Origin of the sequence: Sphingosinicella sp., assembly GCF_013911755.1 — a bacterium.
Classification (GTDB): Bacteria; Pseudomonadota; Alphaproteobacteria; order Sphingomonadales; family Sphingomonadaceae; genus Sphingosinicella.
Map to the genome: position 1 here is coordinate 1 of NZ_JACESP010000014.1, position 24064 is coordinate 24064.

Annotated in this window: 23 protein-coding genes, 1 tRNA gene and 1 other RNA gene; 21 read left to right on the top strand and 4 right to left on the bottom strand. The window is 65.1% G+C overall.

The window, feature by feature from the left end; translation table 11 throughout:
• A partial coding sequence (pabB, locus tag H2052_RS10770; protein ID WP_293781466.1) for an aminodeoxychorismate synthase component I occupies positions 1–1475 on the bottom strand: 1475 nt, incomplete at its 3' end.
• Positions 1476–1523: 48 nt separating this feature from the next.
• On the opposite strand from pabB, the gene H2052_RS10775 reads away from it, so the two are divergent.
• The 7 genes from H2052_RS10775 to H2052_RS10805 all read left to right on the top strand — a co-directional run bounded on the left by H2052_RS10775 (position 1524) and on the right by H2052_RS10805 (position 7393).
• Positions 1524–3497 (top strand): prolyl oligopeptidase family serine peptidase, encoded by a 1974-nt coding sequence (locus tag H2052_RS10775; protein WP_293781468.1) that lies wholly within the window; start codon positions 1524–1526, stop codon positions 3495–3497.
• Positions 3498–3530: 33 nt separating this feature from the next.
• Entirely contained in the window at positions 3531–4202 is a 672-nt protein-coding gene (locus tag H2052_RS10780; RefSeq protein ID WP_293781470.1) for an MBL fold metallo-hydrolase, read from the top strand.
• A 158-nt stretch (positions 4203–4360) separates the two neighbouring features.
• A complete protein-coding gene (gene rpmF, locus H2052_RS10785; protein WP_184068517.1) occupies positions 4361–4540 on the top strand; it encodes a 50S ribosomal protein L32 in 180 nt (59 codons plus the stop codon).
• A gap of 30 nt (positions 4541–4570) precedes the next feature.
• On the top strand, positions 4571–5623 hold the full coding sequence (gene plsX / locus H2052_RS10790) for a phosphate acyltransferase PlsX (protein ID WP_293781476.1): 1053 nt from the start codon (positions 4571–4573) through the stop codon (positions 5621–5623).
• Positions 5620–6603 (top strand): beta-ketoacyl-ACP synthase III, encoded by a 984-nt coding sequence (locus H2052_RS10795; RefSeq protein ID WP_293781478.1) that lies wholly within the window; start codon positions 5620–5622, stop codon positions 6601–6603. The genes plsX and H2052_RS10795 overlap by 4 nt, the downstream gene beginning before the upstream one ends.
• Before the next feature lie 62 nt (positions 6604–6665).
• Complete coding sequence (locus H2052_RS10800) at positions 6666–6965, top strand: integration host factor subunit alpha (protein WP_293781480.1); 300 nt, start codon at positions 6666–6668, stop codon at positions 6963–6965.
• Entirely contained in the window at positions 6965–7393 is a 429-nt protein-coding gene (locus tag H2052_RS10805; protein ID WP_293781482.1) for a MerR family transcriptional regulator, read from the top strand. Before H2052_RS10800 ends, H2052_RS10805 begins: the two co-directional genes overlap by 1 nt.
• Positions 7394–7399: 6 nt before the next feature.
• On the opposite strand, the gene nudC is transcribed toward H2052_RS10805, so the two are convergent.
• Positions 7400–8299 (bottom strand): NAD(+) diphosphatase, encoded by a 900-nt coding sequence (nudC, locus tag H2052_RS10810; protein WP_293781484.1) that lies wholly within the window; start codon positions 8297–8299, stop codon positions 7400–7402.
• Between the two features lie 108 nt (positions 8300–8407).
• Between nudC and H2052_RS10815 the strand changes: the two genes are divergently transcribed.
• From H2052_RS10815 to H2052_RS10830, 4 genes are all read left to right on the top strand, one after another.
• Positions 8408–9415, top strand: a complete 1008-nt coding sequence (locus H2052_RS10815; protein WP_293781486.1) for a hypothetical protein — start codon at positions 8408–8410, stop codon at positions 9413–9415.
• A 49-nt stretch (positions 9416–9464) separates the two neighbouring features.
• Positions 9465–9562: signal recognition particle sRNA small type (ffs, locus tag H2052_RS10820), an RNA gene on the top strand.
• Between the two features lie 63 nt (positions 9563–9625).
• Entirely contained in the window at positions 9626–11254 is a 1629-nt protein-coding gene (locus tag H2052_RS10825) for a DNA polymerase III subunit gamma/tau (RefSeq protein WP_293781488.1), read from the top strand.
• Positions 11251–11574 carry a YbaB/EbfC family nucleoid-associated protein gene (locus H2052_RS10830; RefSeq protein WP_121049349.1) on the top strand — a complete coding sequence of 108 codons (324 nt, stop codon included), beginning with the start codon at positions 11251–11253 and terminating at the stop codon, positions 11572–11574. Before H2052_RS10825 ends, H2052_RS10830 begins: the two co-directional genes overlap by 4 nt.
• On the opposite strand, the gene H2052_RS10835 is transcribed toward H2052_RS10830, so the two are convergent.
• Positions 11571–12155 carry a TetR family transcriptional regulator gene (locus H2052_RS10835; RefSeq protein ID WP_293781492.1) on the bottom strand — a complete coding sequence of 195 codons (585 nt, stop codon included), beginning with the start codon at positions 12153–12155 and terminating at the stop codon, positions 11571–11573. The two genes, H2052_RS10830 and H2052_RS10835, sit on opposite strands and share 4 nt — an antisense overlap.
• A gap of 42 nt (positions 12156–12197) precedes the next feature.
• On the opposite strand from H2052_RS10835, the gene H2052_RS10840 reads away from it, so the two are divergent.
• Positions 12198–13055: a metal-dependent hydrolase gene (locus H2052_RS10840; RefSeq protein WP_293781494.1), complete on the top strand. Its 858-nt coding sequence runs from the start codon at positions 12198–12200 to the stop codon at positions 13053–13055.
• Here the strand turns inward: H2052_RS10840 and cutA are convergent.
• Positions 13052–13372, bottom strand: a complete 321-nt coding sequence (gene cutA / locus H2052_RS10845; RefSeq protein WP_293781496.1) for a divalent-cation tolerance protein CutA — start codon at positions 13370–13372, stop codon at positions 13052–13054. The two genes, H2052_RS10840 and cutA, sit on opposite strands and share 4 nt — an antisense overlap.
• A gap of 131 nt (positions 13373–13503) precedes the next feature.
• Between cutA and H2052_RS10850 the strand changes: the two genes are divergently transcribed.
• The 9 genes from H2052_RS10850 to H2052_RS10890 all read left to right on the top strand — a co-directional run bounded on the left by H2052_RS10850 (position 13504) and on the right by H2052_RS10890 (position 24027).
• A complete protein-coding gene (locus tag H2052_RS10850; RefSeq protein ID WP_293781498.1) occupies positions 13504–13899 on the top strand; it encodes a MerC domain-containing protein in 396 nt (131 codons plus the stop codon).
• Between the two features lie 7 nt (positions 13900–13906).
• Positions 13907–14368: a transcriptional repressor gene (locus tag H2052_RS10855; RefSeq protein WP_293781500.1), complete on the top strand. Its 462-nt coding sequence runs from the start codon at positions 13907–13909 to the stop codon at positions 14366–14368.
• A 70-nt stretch (positions 14369–14438) separates the two neighbouring features.
• Positions 14439–16364 (top strand): 1-deoxy-D-xylulose-5-phosphate synthase, encoded by a 1926-nt coding sequence (dxs, locus tag H2052_RS10860; protein ID WP_293781502.1) that lies wholly within the window; start codon positions 14439–14441, stop codon positions 16362–16364.
• Between the two features lie 9 nt (positions 16365–16373).
• On the top strand, positions 16374–17114 hold the full coding sequence (locus H2052_RS10865; RefSeq protein WP_293781504.1) for a TlyA family RNA methyltransferase: 741 nt from the start codon (positions 16374–16376) through the stop codon (positions 17112–17114).
• A gap of 217 nt (positions 17115–17331) precedes the next feature.
• Positions 17332–17416 (top strand) — tRNA-Leu (locus H2052_RS10870).
• Between the two features lie 47 nt (positions 17417–17463).
• Positions 17464–19050 (top strand): trigger factor, encoded by a 1587-nt coding sequence (tig, locus tag H2052_RS10875; protein ID WP_293781506.1) that lies wholly within the window; start codon positions 17464–17466, stop codon positions 19048–19050.
• 138 nt (positions 19051–19188) lie between these two features.
• Positions 19189–19830: an ATP-dependent Clp endopeptidase proteolytic subunit ClpP gene (gene clpP, locus H2052_RS10880; protein ID WP_293781508.1), complete on the top strand. Its 642-nt coding sequence runs from the start codon at positions 19189–19191 to the stop codon at positions 19828–19830.
• A gap of 148 nt (positions 19831–19978) precedes the next feature.
• Positions 19979–21256, top strand: coding sequence for an ATP-dependent Clp protease ATP-binding subunit ClpX (gene clpX / locus H2052_RS10885; protein ID WP_293781510.1), 1278 nt, complete (start codon positions 19979–19981; stop codon positions 21254–21256).
• A 302-nt stretch (positions 21257–21558) separates the two neighbouring features.
• The gene (locus tag H2052_RS10890) at positions 21559–24027 is read left to right on the top strand and encodes a TonB-dependent receptor (protein WP_293781512.1); all 2469 of its coding nucleotides are present in this window, start codon (positions 21559–21561) and stop codon (positions 24025–24027) included.
• Positions 24028–24064 lie beyond the last annotated feature (37 nt).

Consider the following 24064-nt stretch of genomic DNA (forward strand, 5'->3'; position numbering starts at 1 on the left):
GTGTCGTAGAAGGCGCGGTCGCTCGTCTTGTGCGCGAGGCGGGGATCGCCGGGCGTCACCGGCAGCGGCACGATGACGACGCGCGCCGAAGCGGGCGGGGCGGGCGGGGGCGTGCAGCTCACCGCAGCGCCGCCGCCCGCCGCAACCACCAGCTTGACGCGTGCGGGCGTCCGCAACGCGCCGACGGCGGCCTGCAGCAGATTGCGGACCTCGTGCCGATCAAAGCGGAAATCATGCCACGCGGCGGATTGCTCCAGCCGTTCGAGATGCAGCGAGAGATGGGCAATGCCATCGTCGGGCGTGAAGCCCATCGTTTCGATGAGGTGGAACGGCCGCCCCGACGCGCTGACGAACGCCATTTTTTCTCCGCACTCGCGCCATTCGGACGCAGCGTCGCTATCGGCGACAATGCCCGATCCAATGCCCATAGTCGCGTTTTGGTTCCGAATTTCAATCGTGCGGATCGCGACATTGAAATGTGCGGCGCCCGGGCTGATCGCGCCGATCGCGCCCGTATAGACCCCGCGCGGGCGCGCCTCGACCGCGTCGATCACCTCCATCGCGCGGATTTTGGGCGCGCCGGTAATGGAGCCGCAGGGGAACAGGGCCTCCAGCACATCGAAGGCGTCGAGACCTTGGCGAAGCCGCGCATCCACCGTCGTCGTCATCTGGTGGACCGTGGGATAACGCTCTACCGCGAACGCATCCCGCACCGTCACCGAGCCCGCCTCGGCAACGCGCGCGAGGTCGTTGCGGATGAGATCGGTGATCATGAGGTTCTCGGCGCGGTTCTTGGGATCGGCGGCGAGCGCGGCGGCCATGGCGGCATCCTCCGCCGCGAGCGGACGGCGCGGCGCGGTGCCTTTCATCGGGCGCGTTTCGAGCACGCCGCCTGCGAGCGTGAAGAACAGCTCGGGCGAGAAGGAGAGAATCCACGCGTCTCCGGTGAACACGAGGGCGCCGTGGCCCATGCGCTGCGCGCGACGCAGCCGGGCGTAGAGCGAGAGCGGATGGCCTTCGACGGCAAGGCGGGTGGGGAAGGTGAGGTTGGCCTGGTAGATGTCCCCCGCTTCGATCAGCGCCTTCACCGTGCCGAGCGCGACGGCATAGCGTGCGGCGTCCAACGCGGGCTCTGGCGCGGACACGCGCGCATCGCGCCCGAACGCGGCGCCGAGCAGCGTTTCGGGCGGCACCATCTGCGGCGCATCGAAAACGCCGAACCAGACGAGCGGGGTTTCCGCGCTGCGCTCAGGAATGCTGAAAAGGCGTGGTTCCAGCGCGTGTCCGGCCTCGTAGGCAAGGAAACCCGCGACGTGGCGACCCGCATCGACATGCCGCCGCAGCGCGTCAAGCGCGGGGCGGACCTCGTCGCGCCGGGCCGCCGTGATGATCGCGTGCGCGCCGCTGTAGAGCGTCAGCGGCCGCGCGCCGTCGCCGCGCGCATCGTCGAGCGCCACGAAGGGCGCGCTCAGCATGACGACACCCGTTGCCGGGAACCCGGCGGAATCGGTAGAGTGGCGGAAGTGAAAAAACGAAGCGTCATGGTCCGGGGGTGGTTCTTAGCAGGTCTTGCCGCGCTTGCCGCAAGCCTTCTCCCGCATGATGCCTACGCCGCCGCAGTCGAAGCGCCGCCGGCGCTCACGGTGAGCGGCGTTCCCGCCTTACCGGCGGCGCTGATGGAACAGGCCAAGCCCTATCTCGAATACCGCGCGGCGCGGCTGCTCGGCTGGCACCCCGTGCGGCGATCGATGCTGATCGGCGCGCGGCTCGACGACAGCCGCCAGCTGTACGAGGTCGCCGTGCCCGGCGCCGCGCCGCGACAGCTTACCTTCGGCGAGGAGCCGGTGATCGCAGGAGAGTTCGCGCCGGTTTCGGGCGATGTCACGCTGGCGCTCGCCGACCGGCAGGGTGACGAGCAGTACCAGATCTTCCGCGTCGACGATGGCCGGATGGTGAGCCTGACCGGCGAAGACGGGCGCAACCTCGGCGTCCGCTGGACCGCGGACGGCAAGCGCATCGGCTATTCGACGACGCGGCGCACCGGCCTCGACACCGACCTCCACATCATGGACCCGCGCGACCCCGCAACCGACCGGCTGGTGATGGAAGGGCGGGGCGGCGGCTGGAGCTTTGCCGACTTCTCCGCGGACGGAAAACGCGCGCTTCTCTATAATTACATCTCCGTCGCGATCAGCCGACTGTTCGAAATCGACCTCGAAACGCGCCAGCTTCGGGCGCTGGTGCCGCCGACCGCCGAACCATTCGCGTTCGGATCGGCGCGTTATGCGCCGGGGGCGCGCATTTTCGCGATTACCGATTTTGGCGCGGAGCATCGCTATCTGGCCGAGATCGACCGGGTGACGGGCCTGCCGCGTCGACTCAATCCCGAAACAGGCTGGTCGGTGGAAGACTTCCGTGTCGATCCCGAAGGTCGCTTTCTGGCCTATGTCGTAAACGAGAACGGGCTTTCGCGGCTCCGCCTTCTCGATCTCGCGACCGGGCGACCGCGCGCCGCGCCAACACTTCCCGGGGGCATCCTCACGGGCCTCTCGATCGCGCCGTGGGGCGAGGTCGGCTTTTCGCTGACGAGTGCGTCCTCGCCGGGCGACGTGTGGTCGTTCGACCCCGATCGGCTCGAACTCACGCGCTGGACGGAGAGCGGGGCGACCATGCCGCCGGGCGTCGAGCCCGAGATCGTCACCGTGAAGAGCTTCGACGGGCTTGCCGTCTCCGGGCTGCTCTACCGGCCCGATCCGTCGCGCTTTCCGGGGCCGCGCCCGCTGGTGATGGTGTTCCACGGGGGGCCGGAAGGCCAGTCCCGCCCCGGCTTTCTCGGGCGCAGCAACCATATGGTGAACGAACTCGGCGTCGCGCTGTTCTTCCCGAACGTCCGGGGCTCGACAGGCTACGGCAAGGCCTTCGTCGCGCTCGACGATGGGCCGTTTCGCCGGGAGCACGCGGTGCGCGACGTGGGCGCGTTCCTGAAGCGGCTGCGCCGTGATCCGAGCATCGACAAGACGCGCATGGCGGTGAGCGGGGCATCTTATGGCGGCTACATGACGCTCGCCTCGCTGATCCGCTATCCGAAGGACTTCCGCGCAGGCGTCAGCATCGTCGGGATTTCCGATTTCGTGACCTTTCTCGAAGGGACCGGCGAATACCGCCGCGACCTGCGCCGCATCGAATATGGGGACGAGCGCGATCCTGCCGAGCGGCGCAAGCTGAAGGCGATCTCGCCGCTGACGCGCGCGGACCGGATCCGCGTACCGCTGATGGTCGTGACAGGCGCGAACGATCCGCGCGTGCCGCCCTCCGAAGCGGACCAGATCGTTGCCGCGCTCCGTGCACGCGGCGGGACCGCGTGGCACGTCGTCGCGGCGGACGAAGGCCACGGCTTCGAGAAGAAGCCGAATGCCGACTACCAGTTCCTTGCGACTGTGCTGTTCTGGCAACGCTACCTGCTGGGGACGGCGCAGGGTGCCCTTGCAAGCCGTTGACATTCCACCCTTGCGGGTCGCATTGCTGCGCGCATGACGTCAGAGTCTCGCCCCCTCGCCGCAGCGATCGTTCCGGTCACGCCGCTGGAGCAGAACTGCACGTTGCTCTGGTGCACGCGCACCATGCGCGGCGCGTTCGTCGATCCGGGCGGCGACCTCGACAAGCTGAAGGCGGCGGCGGCGCAGTACCGTGTCACCATCGAAAAGCTGCTCGTGACGCACGGCCATATCGATCACTGCGGGCTCACCGGCGTGCTTGCCGCGGAACTCGGCGTGCCGATCGAGGGGCCGCACCCCGAAGACAAGTTCTGGATCGACATGGCGAGCAGCGTCGGCCAGCAATACGGCATCGCCGGTGCCGCGCCGTTCACGCCCGACCGCTGGCTTTCCGGCGGCGACACGGTGACGGTGGGCGAGCTGACGCTCGACGTCTACCACTGCCCCGGCCACACGCCCGGCCATGTGATCTTCCATCATCCCGAAAGCCGCCTCGCCATCGTCGGCGACGTGCTGTTCCAGGGATCGATCGGCCGCACGGACTTTCCGAAGGGCAACCACCAGGCGCTGATCGATTCCATCCGCACGCAGCTCTGGCCGCTTGGCGACGACACCGCGTTCGTGCCGGGGCACGGCCCGATGTCCACGTTCGGGCAGGAGCGGCAATCGAATCCGTTCGTCGCGGATGCGGTTCTGGCGCGCGCCTGATATAGACGAACCGTGCAACAGAAAGCCCACTTGCATCGCGGCGATGAATCGCTATGTTCGCGCGCTCAACCGAATCCGGCGGGTTTCCGGGGCAATTTGCATTGTCCTGAAAGGCTGGCTGGTACACGAAAATTCACGTTGAAGGTAACAGGTGCCGCATGGCTGTCCCTAAGAGAAAAACCTCGCCGTCGCGGCGGAATATGCGTCGTAGCCATCACGCGCTCAGCGCCACGACGTTCCAGGAATGCTCCAACTGCGGCGAGCTCAAGCTTCCGCACAACGTGTGTGGAGCCTGCGGCTTCTACAACGGCCGAGAGGTTGTCGAAGCCGGCGCCTAAACCGGTGGACAACGCTTTGGGGGGTGTCCGATGACGGCCGCGCCTGTCATCGCGCTTGACGTCATGGGTGGCGACGGCGGTCCGGCAGTGACCATCGCCGCTGCCGAAATCGCACGCACGCGCCACCCCGATATCCGTTTCCGGCTTTACGGCCGCGAGGACGCGATCCGTGCCGAGCTGGCCAAAGCGCCGCTTGTCGCGCGTGACGCAGTCGTCATCCATACCGACGGCGAAATCCTCGGCACCGACAAGCCGAGCCAGGTGCTCCGCCGCGCGCGCCACTCCTCGATGGGCCTTGCCGTCGATGCCGTGAAGGCGGGGGAGGCGCACGCCGCCGTCTCTGCCGGGAACACCGGCGCGCTGATGGCGATCGCCAAGCTCGGCCTGCGTACCATGCCCGGCATCGACCGGCCCGCGCTCGCCGCGCTGCTGCCGACCGCCAAGACCGATTCCGTGATGCTCGACCTCGGCGCCAATGCCGAGTGCGACTCCGAGAACCTCGTGCAGTTCGCCGTGATGGGCGCCGCCTTCGCGCGCACCGTGCTTGGGCTCGCCACGCCGCGCGTCGCGCTGCTCAACATCGGCGAGGAAGACCTGAAGGGCACCGACGAGCTGAAGCATGCCGCCGCGCTGCTGCGCTCCGCCGATCTTCCCATGCAGTTCGCCGGCTTCGTCGAGGGCGACAAGATCGGCCGGGGCGACGTCGACGTTATCGTCAGCGATGGCTTTTCGGGCAATATCGCCCTCAAGACGGCCGAAGGCACCGCGCGCCTCGTCGTCGAGCTTCTCACCCGCGCGTTCAAGAGCAGCATTTTCTCGATGGCAGGGTTCTTCATGTCGCGCGGCGCGCTCCGCTCGCTGCGCAGCCACCTCGATCCGAACGCGCACAACGGCGCGGTTTTCCTCGGGCTCAACGGCCTTGTCGTGAAGAGCCACGGGGGCGCCACCGCGCAGGGCTTCGCCAATGCCATCCGCGTCGCGCACGATCTCGTGGTGGACGACATCGCCCACCGCATCCGCGAAGATCTCGACAACTTCCAGGCGCATCGCAGCGCGCCCAAAACGATACAGGCCGCGCAATGACCGGAACTGTTGCGCGCACCATCGTCACCGGCACAGGCAGCTACCTGCCCGCGCGCGTGGTTTCCAACGCCGAGCTCGCCGAAACCGTCGACACCAGCGACGAGTGGATCGTCGAACGCTCGGGCATCCGCCAGCGCCACATCGCGGCGGAGGGCGAATTCACCTCCGACCTCGCGGTTGCCGCGGCGCGCGCGGCGCTGAAGGCGGCATGGCGCGAGCCTTCGGAAATCGACCTCATCATCGTCGCCACGGCAACGCCTGACCAGACGTTCCCGGCGACCGCCACCACGGTTCAGGAAAAGCTCGGCATCACCGACTGCGTGGCGTTCGACGTTGCTGCCGTCTGCTCCGGCTTCCTTTATGCGCTCACCGTGGCGGACGCGATGCTGCGCGCCGGGCCGATGCGCCACGCGCTCGTCATCGGCGCGGAGACGTTCAGCCGGCTCCTTGATTGGGAAGACCGCACCACCTGCGTGCTCTTCGGCGACGGCGCGGGCGCGGTGGTGCTCGAACGCGCCGAAGGCAACGGCGACGCCGACGATCGCGGTATCCTCGCCGCGCGACTCCATGCCGACGGCCGCCATAACCAGCTGCTTTTTGTGGACGGTGGCCCGGGTTCGACCGGTACGGTTGGCAAGGTCCGCATGAAGGGCAAGGAAGTGTTCCGCCATGCCGTCACCAACCTCGCCTCGGTGATGACCGAGACGCTGGAGGCGGCGGGCTGCAAATCCGAAGACGTGGCGTGGGTGATCCCGCACCAGGCCAATCTCCGCATCCTTGAAGGCACGGCGAAGAAGCTGGGGCTCGATATCGACCAGGTGGTGATCACCGTCGACCGCCACGCCAATACGTCGGCGGCCTCCGTGCCGCTCGCGCTCGACACCGCGGTACGCGACGGACGCATCAAGACGGGCGACCTTCTCATCCTTGAAGCGATGGGCGGCGGGTTCACGTGGGGTGCTGCCGCGCTGCGCTGGTAGACTCTTCAACAGACTGCGCTATTATACGGGCGTCATTGAGGTTTTCTGCGCGGGAGCGGATCATGGACAAGTCTTCGACATTGACGCGCGCCGAACTCGGCGAAGCGGTGCACAGCGCCATCGGCCTGTCGCGTGCCGAGTCCTCGCAGCTCGTCGAAACCGTGCTCGACAAGGTGTCCGACGCGCTGATCGCGGGGGAGAATGTGAAGATCTCCTCGTTCGGCAGCTTCATCCTGCGCGACAAGAACCGCCGCATCGGCCGCAACCCCAAGACGGGCGAGGAAGTGCCGATCGAGCCGCGCCGCGTGCTCACCTTTCGCCCCAGCCAGATCCTGCGCGAACGCATCAACGAAGGCGCGTGATGGCGGACAAGAGCGCCGACGCCTTTCGCACCATCAGCGAGGTCGCCGAAACGATCGGCGTCCCCCAGCATGTCCTCCGCTTCTGGGAAACGCGCTTTCCGGCGGTGAAGCCGTTGAAGCGTGGTGGCAACCGGCGCTATTATCGCCCTGAAGACGTTGAGCTTCTGCGTGCGATCAATCGCCTACTTTATACAGACGGCTACACGATCAAGGGCGTTCAGAAGCTCCTGAAAGACAAGGGCGCGAAGGGCCTGCTCGCGGAACCCGCGCCGCTTCCCGTGTCTCCGGCGGTGACGAGCCCGCCCGAAAGCCCGCCGCCTGGCGAACTTTTCGCACGTTCCGTGCCGCCAACCGCGGTGGATGCGGCGTTCGTCACCTCACTCCGTGCGATCCGCGACCGTCTGGCCGGGGCACTCGCGCAGGCTTGAGCGGGTTCAGGCGGTTGCCGCCACCCACGTCTCCAGCAGCGTCCTTGCAATCGCTATCGGCGGCGGCACGGCGAAACTGCCGATTCCGGCGAGCGCCGCCACGCAGTCCTCCCGCGTCACCCAGCGCACCTCCTCCATTTCTACCTCGTCGATGCTGATTTCGGTGGAGAGCGCCTCGGCGAAGCAGCCGATCATCAGGCTTGAAGGGAAGGGCCACGGCTGACTCGCCACATAGGCCACGCGACCGGCGACAATGCCCGCTTCCTCACGGATTTCACGGCGCACGGCGTCTTCAAAGCATTCGCCCGCCTCGACGAACCCGGCGAGCGCGGAGAGCGAACCCTTTGGAAAGCGCGGCTGGCGACCGAGCAAAACGCGGTCGCCGTCGATGGCGAGCATGATGACGACAGGGTCGGTGCGTGGGAAATGCTCCGCGCCGCAGCCGGAGCAGTTGCGGCCATAGCCCGCCTTCACCATCTCCGTCGGCGCACCGCAATTGGCGCAGAAGCCGTGGCGCTGGTGCCAGTCGATCAGGGAGCGCGCCTGCGCGATGATCGCCGCGCGGCCATCATCCATCAGCATCGCGGCGCGGCGCGCGTCGACCGGCGCCCCCGGCAGCCCCGCCGCGCTCGCCCCCACCGCAAAGCGCGGGCTGCCGTCCTCAAGGCCGAGATAGACCTCGACCGCAGCCTCCGGCACTTCGGAACGGCGCAGCCACGCAATATCCGGTCCGTCCTCGTCGATCAGCGGATTGAGCCCATCGAGCACCATCCACCGCGCGCCGGGATGCATCCGCGCCGCCCAAAGCGTCTCCGGGCTGCGCTGGATGCGGTCGTCCCGCTCGATGGGGGAGCCGATGAGGCCGGTGTGGGCGAGGGGGAAGCGGGGTGCGAAAAGGTCGGTCATCGCCGGAGGACAAAGCACGGCGGGTGGCGTGGTGCAACTGGCGAGTGTCCCCAGCAACGTATCTTCACAGCTTGGAAATGCGGAAGACTTAGACCGTGAGAAATGAACATGCGTAGAGATATTCTGCTTCGTATGATGGCGCGCGCGACATTGCTTCTCTCCGTCGGTGCAGGGCCGTACGATGGCGGTTCAAATGCCCGCGTTCCAGATGCCGACGATATCGCCGCCTGCCGCTTTCTGGCTGCTTTCGAACCCGCCACAGCGGATCGCGGAGTGTCACCGGTCGCGAATCTCGTTGTTGCGGGGGCAGTCTTTGACATTGACGGCGACGGCATAGCCGATCGCCTGGGTGTGCAGGATCAGGGCACAGCCCATTTCGAGCAGGCTATTGTAATCCGGCATGGCGAAAAACCGCAGGCGGCAGGCGGGCCCGATCAGGATGATGTCGGCGAGGATGTGCGCTGGTCACGCGGCGTACGTTGGCTGATCCACAACGGCCGGGCCTATAGCGTCAGGTTTGCCGGAAATGGTCTCGGATATCCGCTTTATCTCGGTCTGCCCCGTGTTGATGGCTACGAACATCCTATCTGCCGTTTTCAGCCCAAAGTAGAAAAGCGGCTCGTCGCGGAAAGCCCCGCCGAGCAGGGCGTCTGTGATGCCATCGAAGACGAAAAGGTTGAATTTATCGCTCCTGAAAGTGAGCGCGACGAGGATTCATCGCGCGCATGGCTGGTCGATTTCGCGAACGAGGGACGCTCCAGAAAAACCCGCATCGCCATGATGGATAGCAGTGCGGGCGCCGGTTGTAGCCAGAGAGTTTTTGAGGCGGTCGATCGTGCGGATTCGCCGTCTGCCCGACTTCTCCGTGAAGCACAGGGCAGATTTGGCGCTCCCAACTGCATAGATGATGATCCGCGCTGGTTTCGTTTTGAAGGCAAAATCTACCTGGAAAGTCGTTCACAGGCCCCGGATGCTCCCCAGGTGGAAGATCAGGAAAAGCATACTGTTCACATTATTGAACGCGGAACAGCGCGCCTCATCTGCCGGGCTTGGTACGATCACGAACCTCCCCGACTGACCGGTATCTGGAATGGTAGCGGCTGGAGAGTGCCCTAGCACGAACCCACCCGCCCTTGCTTTCCGCATCCCCCCGCGCCATATGCGCGCCGGGAGTCGGGCGGACGGACGTGTCGCCAACCCGGTCAGGTCCGGAAGGAAGCAGCCGTAACGATTTTCGCACGGGTCGTTCCGGCTCCCACCCTCAATCGACATCAGCGGCCCTAAGCGGCCTTGCGCCCCTGCCGCCCAGCGGCCACTTTGCGCGCGATGTCTGAACTGATTCCCGAACCCTACCGCGTCCTTGCGCGCAAATACCGTCCGCAGGGCTTCGATACGCTCATCGGGCAGGATGCGATGGTGAAAACGCTGGCGAATGCCATCGCCAGCGACCGGCTTGCCCACGCCTTCCTCCTCACCGGCGTGCGCGGGGTGGGCAAGACCTCGACCGCGCGGCTGCTCGCGAAGTCCCTGAACTGCATCGGGCCGGACGGCGAGGGCGGGGCGACGATCAGCCCGTGCAACGTCTGCGAGCCGTGCGTCGCCATCTCCGAATCGCGGCACATCGACGTGATCGAGATGGACGCCGCCTCGCGCACCGGCGTGGACGACGTGCGCGAGATCATCGAGGCGGCGCGCTATGCGGCGGTTTCGGCGCGCTACAAGATTTACATCATCGACGAAGTGCACATGCTGTCGCGCAACGCCTTCAACGCGCTTCTGAAGACGCTGGAGGAACCGCCGAGCCACGTGAAGTTCATCTTCGCGACGACGGAAATCCAGAAGGTGCCGGTGACGGTGCTGTCGCGCTGCCAGCGCTTCGACCTGAAACGCATCCCCACTGAGCTTCTCGCGTCGCACTTCGGCGGCATCACCGCGAAGGAAGGCGCCGAGATCGAGGATGAGGCGCTGCAGCTAATCGCGCGCGCCGCCGAAGGTTCGGTGCGCGACGGGCTTTCGATTCTCGATCAGGCGCTCGCGCATGGCCACGGCAAGGTTGTCGCGGCGGACGTGCGCGACATGCTCGGCCTTTCCGATCGCGGTCGCACGCGCGAGCTGCTCGCCGCGCTGATCGGCGGGGACGGCAAGGCGGCGCTCGACAATCTCGCCGCGCAATATGCGCTCGGCACCAGCCCCGACGCGCTGTTCGAGGCGCTGCTCGAACTCGTCCACGGCATCACGCGTACGCAGGTGACGGGCGCGCCCGACGCGGCGATGTCCGAAGAGGAGCGCACCGCCGTTTCGGACTGGGCGGCAAGCCTCGGCGCGCCGGTGCTGCACCGGCTGTGGCAGCTTCTCCTCAAGGGGCTTTCCGAAATCCGCAGCGCGCCGATGCCGATGCAGGCGGCGGAAATGGCGCTGCTTCGGATCATCCACGCCTCGACGCTGCCCGATCCGGGCGACCTCGTGCGCCGCCTGCTCGCCGAGCCGCGCGGGGAGGGGAGCGCGCCGTCCGCGCCCACCGAACTACGCCCGCCGCCACCATCCGCGCCTTCGGCGTTCAAGGCGGCGCCGCGCGACTTCAAGGCGTTCGTGAAGATGTTCGAGGACGGGCATGAATCGGTGCTCGAAACCATCCTCCACGATCGCTGCCAACTGCTGCGCTACGCGCCGCCGACGATCGAACTGAACGCCGGGGACGCACCCGCCGACTTCGCTTCGCGGCTCAGCGCGTGCCTGAAGGAATGGACCGGGGAGCGCTGGACGGTGACGCTCACCACCTCGCCGGGGATGCCGAGCCTGAAGGCGCAGGCCGAGGCCGAGGCGGCGGCGAAGCGCGCGCGCGTGATGGCTGATCCGGCGGTGCGCGCGGTGTTCGAGGTCTTCCCGGATGCCGAACTCGTCGACTATGAGATCGGCGATCCAACCGAAACCGAATCATCAAGGAGCGCGCAGTGAAAAACCTTCAGGACATCATGAAGGCCGCGCAGAACGTGCAGGAAGAGCTGCAGAAGGCGCAGGCCAAGCTCGATACCATCGAGGTGATGGGCACGGCCGGCGGCGGGCTCGTGAACGTGCGCGCGAGCGCCAAGGGCCGCATCATCAAGATCGACATCGATCCGTCGCTGCTCGTGCCGGACGACAAGGAGATGCTGGAAGACCTGCTCGCCGCCGCGTTCAACGACGCGCGCGCCAAGGCGGATGCGGCCTCCAATGAGGAAATGCAGAAGATGCAGTCGGCGCTGCCGCTGCCCCCGGGCTTCAAGCTGCCGTTCTAGGGCTTCCGCCGCATCGCCATTGACGCGCGGAGCTGCGCCGCCGCGATTTCGCGCGCTGTTTCGCGCGGCAGGCCGAGCGCAGCCGCCATCGGGCCGCCGAGAAGCGCGTCGCCGAGCGCGGTGAGTACCAGCGACAGCGTCTGTTCCGGGATCGGCACGTCGCCGGTCTCGCCCTCCGCAAGCTTGTCGACGAGGCGATGGATCGCTTCGAGGATGGGGTTCAGCGCGTCCTCGTTGCCCGACAGCAGCATCCAGCTCGCCAGTGCGCCGCCGCCGCGATCGAACGCGTCGAACGTGAGATCGACGACCTCGCGCGGGTCGCTGTCCTCGGCACGGGCGCGGAGCACCGCCTCGCCGATCTCAGCGGTCACCGACTCCGCCAGCGATTCTATGAGCGCCTTCTGCAGCCCTGCGGCTGATCCGAAGTGATGCAGCAGGTTCGCGTGCGTACGCCCGATGCGGCCCGCCACGGCCTTCAGCGTCACCGCCTGCGGCCCCGCTTCGATCAGAATCTCGCGCGCGGCGCCGATCGCGGCGGCGCGGCTATCTTCCGGGCTCAGTCTTTTCCGTTGTATTGACATTTGTGTAAGTAAAGCCCATTCTGTGCACCGAGGAGCACTGCAATGACCCGTGAAAAAACGCCTGCGGATCTGACCATCACCCCCCGAGACCGACGCTTTGGGCGTGGTATGAGGCAGGATCGGTGGTGGATGCGCGGCGATCCGATTGCAACGGCTTTCTACAATGCGATGTCGGTGACATTTCCGCGGGGTGAGGCGTTCTTCGTGGAGAGCGTGCGCGCGTTTCGCGACGGCGTGCCGCCGAAACTGGAGCGCGAGATCAATGCCTTCATCAAGCAGGAGGTGATGCACAGCCGGGAGCATGTGTCGTTCAACAAGCGCGTCGCCGAAGCGGGCTACGAAATCGGGCACCTTGAGGACGTCGTCATCGAATCGCTCGAAATGACGAAGGACCGTCCGCAGATCCTGAATCTCGCCGTCACCATGGCGCTCGAACACTACACGGCGATCATGGCGCAGCGGATGCTCGGCGACATCGATTACTGGAAGGGAGCCGACCCCGAACTCGTCGCGATGTGGAAATGGCACGCGATCGAGGAGATCGAGCACAAGGGCGTCGCCTACGACACCTGGCTCCACGCCACGCGGGACTGGTCGCGCTGGAAGCGTTGGAAGGTGAAGGCGATCATGATGCTTCTCGTCAGCAGGGAATTCTGGAAGAAGCGCTTCCAGGGGATGCTCTACCTTTTGAAGCAGGATGGCATCGAAGGGCCGGGCGCATGGGCGCGTGTCCTGTGGTTCTGGTTCGGCCGGCCCGGCGTTGTGCGCAAGCTTGTGCCCGCATGGGCGGCGTTCTTCCTGCCCGGTTTCCACCCGTGGAACCACGACGACCGCAAGCTCATTGCGCTTGCGGACAGCGATTACACGGATGCGGTGATGCCGGGGGCCGTCCCAGCCTAACGCACCTGCGCGCGCACCCACTGCACATAAGGTGCGGGGGCGTGCTCGATTGGCCAGACGGCGATGGCCGGGTTCTCGTAGCCATGCACCTCGCCCAGCCGTTTCGCCAGGATTTCGGCGCAGCCGGCGGTGGTCTTGAACAGCGCGGCGACCTCGTTTGCCTCCTCCACCTTGCCCTGCCAGCGATAGATGGAAAGCGTGGGGCCGAGCACGTTGACGCACGCGGCAAGGCGTTCCTCCACCATCTGGCGGCCGATGCGCGCCGCGTTTTCTGCCGAAGCGAAGGTGACGTAAACGCTGACGATGCCGCTGCTCATGCCGGTTCCACCCGAAGATTCGAATGCTGTGCACTGTAAATAATCGGCGGCTCGTTGACGTTCCGTTGCAAGGAATGGTCAACGCTTTAAATGCTTGCGCATGTGATAATGTTACATTATATCCGCGCACCATGCAGGACCGCTTCAACCTCTGGATCGACAAGTCGGCGATCGGCCTTTCGGGGCTGTGTCTCCTGCATTGTTTTGCGACGACGCTCGTCATCGCGCTGCTCTCGGTCGGCTCGACCGGCTTCTTTCAGCACGATATCCACAAGATCGGCCTCGCGCTTGCGATTCCGCTTGCGGTCATCGGACTCGGGCGCGGTGTTTTCCGGCACCGGCGCTGGGTGGTGATCGCGCTTGGCCTCGTCGGTATCGGCTCCATGGCCTTTGCGCTCACGATGCAGCATGGGAACGCCGAACTCGGTTTCACCGTGCTTGGTGCTGCATTCGTTGCCTGGGCGCACTGGCTGAATATCCGCTGCCTCCACGGCGGAACTTGCCGCGAAGGCTGCGGATGCCCATAATCGGGGCATGGCGACGAAGCACAAGCATCATGAACCGCACGGCGAGAGCCTGACGTCGGCTGCCTCCGGTGCGCTGACCGCGGCAGGCGAGCAGTGGACGGAGATGCGCGCGAGCGTTTTCCAGGCGCTTGCCCAGTTCGACCGGCCGGTTTCGGCCTACGACGTCGCTGAGGCGGTTTCGAACGCGCGCGGCAAGCGCGTCGCGGCCAACAGCGTCTACCGAATCCTCGACCTGTTCGTGACGACCAACCTCGCCAAGCGAGTCGAATCAAAGAACGCCTATATCGTGAACGCGCACCCGGAATGCGTGCACGACTGCATCTTCCTCGTCTGCGACAGTTGCGGGGGCACGACGCATCTCGACGACGATTCGCTGAGCGAAAGCGTGCGCGAACGCGCGCGTCAGGCCGGTTTCAAGCCGGTTCAGCCCGTGCTCGAAGTTCGCGGAACCTGCGCAGGCTGTGCCTGACCGCCGCACTGCAATCGACAACACAGCCCTGCGGCGTTAAGAAACAAAGACATTCCACTTGGGGGATTCCTTGACCAACCCGCCGAACACGCCGCTGCTCGACACGGTCAAAGACCCGGCCGACCTCCGAAAACTGGCGCCGTCGCAGCTCCGCCAACTCGCCGGTGAAGTGCGCGCCGAGATGATTGACGCGGTGAGCCAGACGGGCGGTCACCTCGGCGCCGGGCTTGGCGTCGTCGAGCTGAGCGTTGCGCTCCATTATGTTTTCAACACGCCGCGCGACCGGCTGATCTGGGACGTGGGGCACCAGGCCTATCCGCACAAGATTCTGACCGGGCGCCGCGACCGCATGCGTACGATCCGGCAGGGCGGGGGGCTTTCCGGCTTCACCAAGCGCAGCGAGAGCGAATACGATCCGTTCGGTGCGGCGCACAGCTCCACGTCGATCTCGGCAGCGCTCGGCTTTGCCGTCGCGAACAAGCTGTCCGGCGCGCCGGGCAAGGCGATCGCGGTGATCGGCGACGGCGCGATGTCCGCAGGCATGGCCTATGAGGCGATGAACAATGCCGAGGCAGCGGGCAACCGGCTCATCGTCATCCTCAACGACAACGACATGTCAATCGCGCCGCCTGTGGGCGGGCTTTCCGCCTACCTCGCGCGGCTCATCTCCAGCCGCGAGTTCCTCGGCCTGCGCGACCTCGCGAAGCGGCTCGCGCGGAAGATGCCGCGTCCGCTGCACTCGAGCCTGCGCAAAGCGGACGAGTTCGCGCGCGGCATGGCGACGGGCGGCACCTTGTTCGAGGAGCTCGGCTTCTATTACGTGGGCCCGGTCGACGGGCACAATCTCGATCATCTGCTGCCGGTGCTCGAAAATGTGCGCGATGCCGCAGAGGGGCCGTGCCTCATTCATGTCGTCACCAAGAAAGGCCACGGCTACGCGCCTGCGGAAGCCTCGGCGGACAAGTACCACGGCGTCACCAAGTTCGATGTCATCACCGGCGCGATGGCGCCCGCGAAAGCCGGGCCGCCGAGCTATACGGGCGTGTTTGCGAAAGCGCTGATCGCCGAGGCCGAGCGGGACGACAAGATCGTCGCGATCACCGCGGCGATGCCGTCTGGCACCGGTCTCGACAAGTTCCAGCAGAAGTTCCCGAGCCGCAGCTTCGACGTAGGCATTGCGGAGCAGCACGCCGTCACCTTCGCGGCGGGCCTTGCGGCGCAGGGCTACCGGCCGTTCTGCGCGATCTACTCGACCTTCCTGCAGCGCGCCTACGATCAGGTGGTGCACGACGTCGCGATCCAGAACCTGCCGGTGCGCTTCGCGATCGACCGCGCGGGCCTCGTGGGTGCGGACGGCAGCACGCACGCGGGCTCGTTTGACGTCACCTACCTTGCGACACTGCCCAACATGGTGGTGATGGCGGCAGCGGATGAGGTTGAGCTTGTCCACATGGTGCACACCGCGGCGCTCTACGACGACGGCCCGATCGCGTTCCGCTATCCGCGCGGCAGCGGCATCGGCCTCGCGCTTCCCGAAACGCCGGAGCGGCTGGAGATCGGCAAGGGCCGCGTGGTGCGCGAAGGCCGCAAGGTCGCGATCCTCTCGCTCGGCACGCGCCTCGGAGAGGCGCTGAAAGCGGCGGACGAACTTGATGCCAAGGGACTGTCGACGACGGTCGCCGACCTCCGCTTCGCAAAGCCGCTCGACGATGCGCTGATCCGTAAGCTGGCTGCCACGCACGACGTGGTGGTGACCGTGGAGGAGGGCGCGATCGGCGGCCTTGGCGCCCATGTCCTCACGATGGCATCGGACACGGGCCTGCTCGACACCGGCCTCAAGATCCGCACCATGCGCCTGCCGGACGTGTTTCAGGAGCAGGACAGCCCCGAGAAACAATACGCCGAGGCGGGCCTCGACGCGGCAGGCATCGTGAAGACGGTCCTCAGCGCGCTTCGACACAACAGCGCGAACGTGACTGAGGGCGCACGGGCCTGATAACGGCCAATGCCCAAAACCCGCATTGACCAGCTTCTCGTTTCGCGCGGGCTCGTGGAGAGCCGGGCGAAGGCGCAGGCGCTCATCATGGCGGGGCTGGTGTTTGTGGGCGAGCGCAAGGTCGCCAAGGCGGGGGAGGCGGTGGCCGAGGACGCGGCGCTTGACGTGCGCGGCAAGGATCATCCGTGGGTGTCGCGGGGCGGGCTCAAGCTCGAAAAGGGGCTCGACCATTTCGGCATCGGTCCCGCAGGGCTGGTCGCGATGGATGTGGGCTCCTCGACCGGGGGCTTTACCGACGTCTTGCTCACGCGCGGCGCGGCGAAGGTCTATGCGGTCGACGTCGGCACGAACCAGCTTGCATGGAAACTGCGGCAGGATCCGCGCGTCGTGGTGCTCGAAAAGACCAACGCGCGGCACCTGACGGCGGAGCAGATTCCCGAGAGCATCGACATCATCGTTTGCGATGCCAGTTTCATCGGGCTCGCCAAGGTCCTGGAAACACCGCTTAAATTCGCGGCACGGCACGCGCGGCTCGTGGCGCTCATCAAGCCACAGTTCGAGGCGGGGCCGGCGGAGGTGGGGAAGGGCGGCGTCGTGCGCGATCCCGCCATCCATGCCCGCGTTTGCGCAGAGGTGGAGGCGTGGCTCGGTGCGCTGCCCGGCTGGCGTGTGCTCGGGATTACCGAAAGCCCGATCAAGGGGCCGGAAGGCAACATCGAGTTCCTGATCGGCGCGGTGCGGGAGGGGTGACGGGAACGGGGGTGCGTCCCTCGACTTCGCTCGGGATGATGCACGTTTTTGCAAGGTCCAAAGGCCCTTCATCCCGAGCGAAATCGAGGGACGTACAGCGCCGGTGTCGTTCTCCCGGCACAGCCGGCGGCATAACTGCCGCCCAAGCCTTGCCACCTCGTGCGGGCGTGCGTATAGACCGCCGCCAAAGCCGCCGGGGTCGTCCCTTGGTGGACCTGCGGGCGTGGCGAAACTGGTAGACGCGCCAGATTTAGGTTCTGGTGTCGAAAGACGTGGGGGTTCGAGTCCCTTCGCCCGCACCAGACTTTGGCCAAATACTTGGGTTCTTGAACGAAAGCCGACTGACGAAATGCAGATTGCCGAGAAGACGAACGAAGGCCTGAAGCGCCAGTACGAAGTGACGATTCCCGCCAAGGATCTCGAATCGCGCATCGACGCCCAGATCACGCAGGTCTCCGGCCAGATCCGTATGCCCGGCTTCCGTCCCGGCAAGGTTCCGAAGAACCTCATCAAGAAGATGCACGGCGAGGCGATGCACGGCGACGCGCTGAACAACGCGGTGCAGGAAGGCGTGCAGAAGCTCGTCGCCGACAAGAAGCTGCGCCCGGCGATGCAGCCGTCCGTCGCGCTTGCCGACGACTACGCGCAGGGCAAGGACGTGGTGTTCACGGTCGAGCTTGAAGTGCTCCCGGAAATCACGTCGGTGAACATCGAAGGCATTGCGCTCGAAAAGCTTGTCGTCGAGCCGAGCGATGCCGAGGTCGAGGACGCGCTGAAGCGCTTCGCGGACCAGCAGAAGCGTTTTGAAGCCGCGCCGAAGACCTACAAGGCGGCCAAGGGCGACGTCGTCGTCATGGACTTCGTCGGCTCGGTCGAGGGCGAGGAGTTCGAAGGCGGCAAGGGCGAGGGGATGCAGATCGAGATCGGCTCCGGCCGCCTCATCCCCGGCTTCGAGGACCAGCTGATCGGGGTCAAGGCGAACGACAAGGTCAAGGTCGAAGTGAGCTTCCCGGAAGATTACAACGTCGCCTACCTCAAGGGTAAGCCCGCGGTGTTCGACGTGCTCGTCACCGAAGTGCGCCAGCCGCAGGAAGCCGCGATCGACGACACGCTCGCGACCAACCTCGGCCTTGAGAGCCTCGATAAGCTCAAGGAAATCCTGAAGGACCAAATTTCCGCCGAGCTGCAGGGCATGACCCGCACGCATCTGAAGCGCAAGCTGCTCGATCACCTCGCCGCGAACCATGATTTCGAGGTGCCGCCGACGATGGTCGAGGCCGAGTTCAGCCAGATCTGGGCGCAGCTGGAGCACGAGGCGAGCCACGAGGAAGACCCGGCCGCTGCCGTCGCCGAGCTTGAAAAGGACAGGGACGAATATCGCCGCATCGCCGAGCGCCGCGTGCGTCTTGGCCTGCTCCTCTCCGAAATCGGTCAGAAGGAAGGCGTGAACGTCACGCAGGCCGAGATGAACCGTCTGATCGGCCAGGAAGCTGCGCGCTATCCGGGCCAGCAGCAGCAGGTGGTGAAATACTTCCAGGAAAACGCCATGGCCGCCGCGCAGCTCCGCGCGCCGCTCTATGAGGACAAGGTCGTCGACGTGCTCCTCGGCAAGGCCGAACTCACCGAGCGCAGCGTGAGCCGCGAGGACCTGCAACAGGCGATCGAGGACGACGACGAGACGCCGACCGGCCACGTTCACGGTCCGGGCTGCGGCCACGACCATCACGACCACGAGCATGGGGAGGGCAAGCCTAAAAAGGCTGCCAAGAAGACGGCGAAGGCGGCTGACGCCGAGCCGAAGGAAGATGCGGTGAAGGCCGAAAAGAAGCCCGCCGCCAAGAAAACGGCCGCAAAGGCGGAAGCCACCGAAGCCTCTGCGGAACCTGAAAAAAAGCCAGCGAAAAAGGCCCCGGCCAAGAAAGCCGCGAAGGCCTGAACCGAGCGAACTGATGCCGGGGGGCGGCCGCGCCGACCCCCCGGGCTTCCTTCGCCTCAACTTCGCCCACTTGACAGCGGGCACGCCTGTGCCGACCTATCCCGCTATCGGAACTGACAACGCCCGCGAAGGACACCCATGATCGATCCCGTCAGCAGCCTCACGAACGCTCTCGTCCCCATCGTCATCGAGCAGTCGAACCGGGGCGAGCGGAGCTTCGATATCTATTCGCGGCTGCTTCGGGAGCGCATCATCTTCGTGACCGGCCAGGTCGAGGACCACATGGCCTCGCTCATCACGGCGCAGCTCCTGTTCCTCGAATCGGAAAACCCGAAGAAGGACATCTTCATGTACATCAACTCGCCGGGCGGGGTCGTCACGGCGGGCATGGCGATCCACGACACGATGAAATACATCCGTCCGCGCGTCGGCACGGTGTGCATCGGTCAGGCTGCCTCGATGGGGGCCTTCCTGCTTGCCGCCGGCGAGCCGGGCATGCGCATCGCGCTGACGAACGCGCGCATTATGGTCCACCAGCCTTCGGGCGGCGCGCAGGGGCAGGCGACCGATATCGAGATCCAGGCGCGCGAAATCCTGCGCATCCGCTCGCGCATGAACGAGTTGATGGCGAAATACACCAAGCAGCCGGTCGAAACGATCGAGTCTGCCGTGGAACGCGACAAATTCATGTCGGCGGACGAAGCCAAGACTTTCGGCCTCATCGACGAGGTCTTCGAAACACGCCCGTCGCCTGCCGACGAGGAAGCCAGGGCGGCGTGAACAAGCTGCCCGCCCGTTCACGTTCCGTTGAACATGGCGGCGCTATATATTTCGGGAATGTGACCGTATTGCCCATTGAAGCGGCGTGTGTGCGCGCTAGGATGGCAAGCGGCAAAGAAACCGGCGCGGAGGCCGGAAGAGGCGTTTTATGACCAAGCTCAGCGGCGGCGGCGACTCCAAGAATACGCTCTACTGCTCATTTTGCGGGAAGAGCCAGCACGAGGTCAGGAAGCTGATCGCGGGGCCGACGGTGTTCATCTGCGATGAATGCGTCGAACTCTGCAACGACATCATCCGTGAGGAAACCAAGGGCGCGCTCGCCAAGAAGAGCGACGGCAGCGTCCCGACGCCGCGCGAGATCTGCGATGTCCTCAACGATTACGTGATCGGGCAGTCGCAGGCCAAGCGCGTGCTCTCGGTCGCCGTGCACAACCACTACAAGCGGCTCAACAACGGCGCCAAGGGCTCCGAGATCGAGCTGGCGAAGTCGAACATCCTCCTCGTCGGACCCACGGGCTGCGGCAAGACGCTGCTCGCGCAGACGCTCGCCAAGACCTTCGACGTGCCGTTCACGATGGCCGACGCGACGACGCTCACCGAGGCGGGCTACGTCGGCGAGGACGTGGAGAACATCATTCTGAAGCTGCTGCAGGCGAGCGACTACAACGTCGAACGCGCGCAGCGGGGCATCGTCTACATCGACGAAATCGACAAGATCAGCCGCAAAGCCGACAACCCCTCGATCACGCGCGACGTTTCGGGCGAGGGCGTGCAGCAGGCGCTGCTGAAGATAATGGAAGGCACAACCGCGAGCGTTCCGCCGCAGGGCGGCCGCAAGCACCCGCAGCAGGAGTTCCTGCAGGTCGACACGACGAACATTCTGTTCATCTGCGGCGGCGCCTTCGCGGGCCTCGAGCGGATCATCGCGGACCGCCTGCAGGGCAAATCGATCGGCTTCGGCGCCTATGTCGCCGCGCCGGACGAGCGCCGCACGGGTGAGGTTCTGAAGAACTGCGAGCCGGAAGACCTGCTGAAATTCGGTCTGATCCCCGAGTTCGTCGGCCGCCTGCCGGTGATCGCGACGCTGGAAGATCTCGACGAAAAGGCGCTGATCCAGATCCTGACCGAGCCGAAGAACGCGCTCGTCAAGCAGTACCAGAAGCTGTTCGAGATGGAGAACGTGAAGCTCTCGTTCACCGACGACGCGCTGATGGCGATCGCGAAACGCGCCATTGAGCGCAAGACCGGCGCGCGCGGCCTCCGCTCAATCATGGAAGGCATCCTGCTCGATACCATGTTCGACCTGCCGAGCTTCGACGATGTCGACGAGGTCCGCATCGACAAGGACGTGGTCGGCGGGAACAAGGAGCCTGTTAAGGTCTTCGCGAAGAAGGCCAAGGAGAAGGTCTCGGGCGACGCCGCCTGAACCATTTCGACAGCCGTAAACATTGGCTTTCCGGTTCCGTTACAGCTCTATTTTCCTAGACGTTGTGGCTTTTACGTCACATCAACTAACCTATTGATTTTTATGTGATATCGCCCGGATCGCGGTCCCAACCCCACGAACTGCCCGTAATATCCCCTTCAAAGCCTCGGCGGGTTGCTGCAATGCACAATCCTGTCACCGGTCTGTAAAGCTAGATGGTCATCAAGCGCCCGCGCAACCGGCAACCTCCGCTGTCGGTGCGGCCATCCAGTGCCAGTATTTCATTCAAGGGGATATTCCAGATGAGGTCCATGCTTCTCCGCAGTGTTGGGGTGGCGGCGTTCTTGCTGCCTGCAACCGCGTTCGCCCAGTCCACCGGCTCGATCGACTTCGAGGACGATGTGATCATCGTGACCGGATCGGTGTCGCGCGACGTGGGGGGCGTCATCATACCCGATACACCGAAGGCCAAGGGCGTGCTTACGCAGGACCTGATCGAGCGGCAGAACCCGGGCCAGACGATTCTCGACACGATCAACACGCTGCCGGGTGTCAACTTCCAGAACAACGACGCCTATGGTTCCTCGGGCGGTACACTCAACATCCGGGGCTTCAACAGCCAGCGCGTCAGCCTGACGCTGGACGGCGTTCCGCTAAACGATTCGGGTGGCTACGACATCTATTCGAACCAGATGATCGACCCTGAGTTGATCGAGCAGGTCAACGTCAACCTCGGCACCACCGACATGGACAGTCCGACGGCGTCGGCCACGGGCGGCACGGTGAACGTGCGCACGCGCGCACCGAATGAGGATTTCGGCATCCACGTTTCCGGTTCGGCGGGCGAGTTCGAGTTCTTCCGCGTATTCGCCGCCGTCGACACGGGCGCGTTCACGTCGTTTGGAACGCGCGCCTTCATCGCCGCGAGCCGCGCCACCAACGACAATCCTTTCAACAACTACGGCAAGGTCGACAAGAAGCAGATCAACGGCCGCATCTACCAGCCGCTGGGGAGTGAGGGCGATTTCGTCTCGATCGCCGGCCACTACAACGAGAACCGCAACAACTTCTTCGGCTCGCTGCCGTTGCGCTGGGACGAAGGCCGCACCGTCGGCAGCGGTTCGGGAAATCGGTTCCCGAGGAACAATGACGAACGCGAATACGACATCAACTATCCGTGTCAGGTCAGCACGGTCGCAAGGCCCGGCGTCGCCGATCTGACGAATGGCTGCGGCACCGAGTTCGACCGCCGCTACAATCCCTCGAACACGGGCAACATCCGCGGTTCTTCGCGCTTCACGCTTTCGGAAGGGCTGGTGCTGACGGTCGATCCGAGCTTCCAGTATGTGAAGGCCAATGGCGGCGGCACGAGCAACGGGCGTGAGCGTCTGAACAATGGCCTCGCCGGTTACATGGGCGGTCGCCCGTACTTCGGCATGGACATGAATGGCGACGGCGACCTCCTCGATGAAGTCACCGTTCTGACGCCGAGCCAGACGCGCACGAACCGTATCGGGGTCATCTCGTCGCTGCGTTATGACATCAACGAGTTCCACACCGTACGCTTTGCCTACACCTATGACCGTGCCCGCCACCGGCAGACCGGTCAGGTCGGTTATCTTCAGGCGAACGGCGAGCCCGTCGACGTCTTCCCGATCAACGACCCGATCGTCGATGTGAACGGCACGGCCCTCCAGAAGCGCGACCGCAAGTCGTATGCGATCCTGAACCAGTTCTCGGCCGAATATCGCGGCGAATTCTTCGACGCGCTGACCGTGAACCTCGGGCTCCGCGCGCCGTTCTTCAAGCGCGAGTTGAACCAGTATTGCTTCACGACGTCGGCCAATGGCTTCGTTGACTGCTTCGGCAAGGACTCACCGGTCAACGACGCCTACGCGGCCGCCAATCCGACCGTGTCGCCGCCGCAGTCGCGCACTTACAAGTACGACAAGCTGCTGCCGAACCTCGGCGCAATCTACGACTTCACGCCGAACATCAGCGCCTTCGCCAGCTATGCGAAAGGCTTGTCGGTGCCGAGTACCGACCAGCTCTATAATTCGCTGTTCTTTGGCGCGGACGTGGAGGGCATCAAGCCGGTGCCGGAAACGACCGACAGCTTCGACCTTGGCTTGCGCTACAGGTCGGGCACAATCCAGGCGCAGATCGCCGGCTGGCTGACCAAATATAAAGATCGCGTGGCAGAGGCCTACGATCCAGAGCTCGACCGTTCGGTATTCCGGAATCTGGGCAAGGTCGACAAGCGGGGTATCGATGCCAGCGTCGCGTGGCAGGCAATGCCTGAACTGCAGCTCTATGTGTTCGGATCGCTGAACGACTCGGAGATCAAGAGCGACCTGCAGACCGGGCCCGCCACCTTCGTCGCAACCAAGGGCAACCGCGAATCCGGTTCGGCGTCCTACAGCTACGGCGGTACGGTTCGCGGTACGCTGGGTCCGGTCGATGTCGGCGTGACAGCCAAGCGCACAGGGCCGCGCTACCTGTTCGACACCAACCTGCCCCTCGTGCTGGGTGGTGTAGAAGTGTTCCCGGCGAAGGCACCCGCATACACGCTGGTCAACCTCGATGCCCGCCTCAACCTGGAATTCCTGGGTCTTAACGACAAGACCTTTTTCCAGTTGAACGTCTACAACCTGTTCGACGAGTTCTATGTCGGCGGTTTCGGCGGCGGTCTGCAGCAGAGCAGCAGCGCACCGTTCGTGCAGATCGGCGCCCCGCGCACGATCAGCGGCACGGTCACGGTCGCCTTCTGATTTCAGCCGTGTAATCGACAGGAAAGGGCGGGCCCGG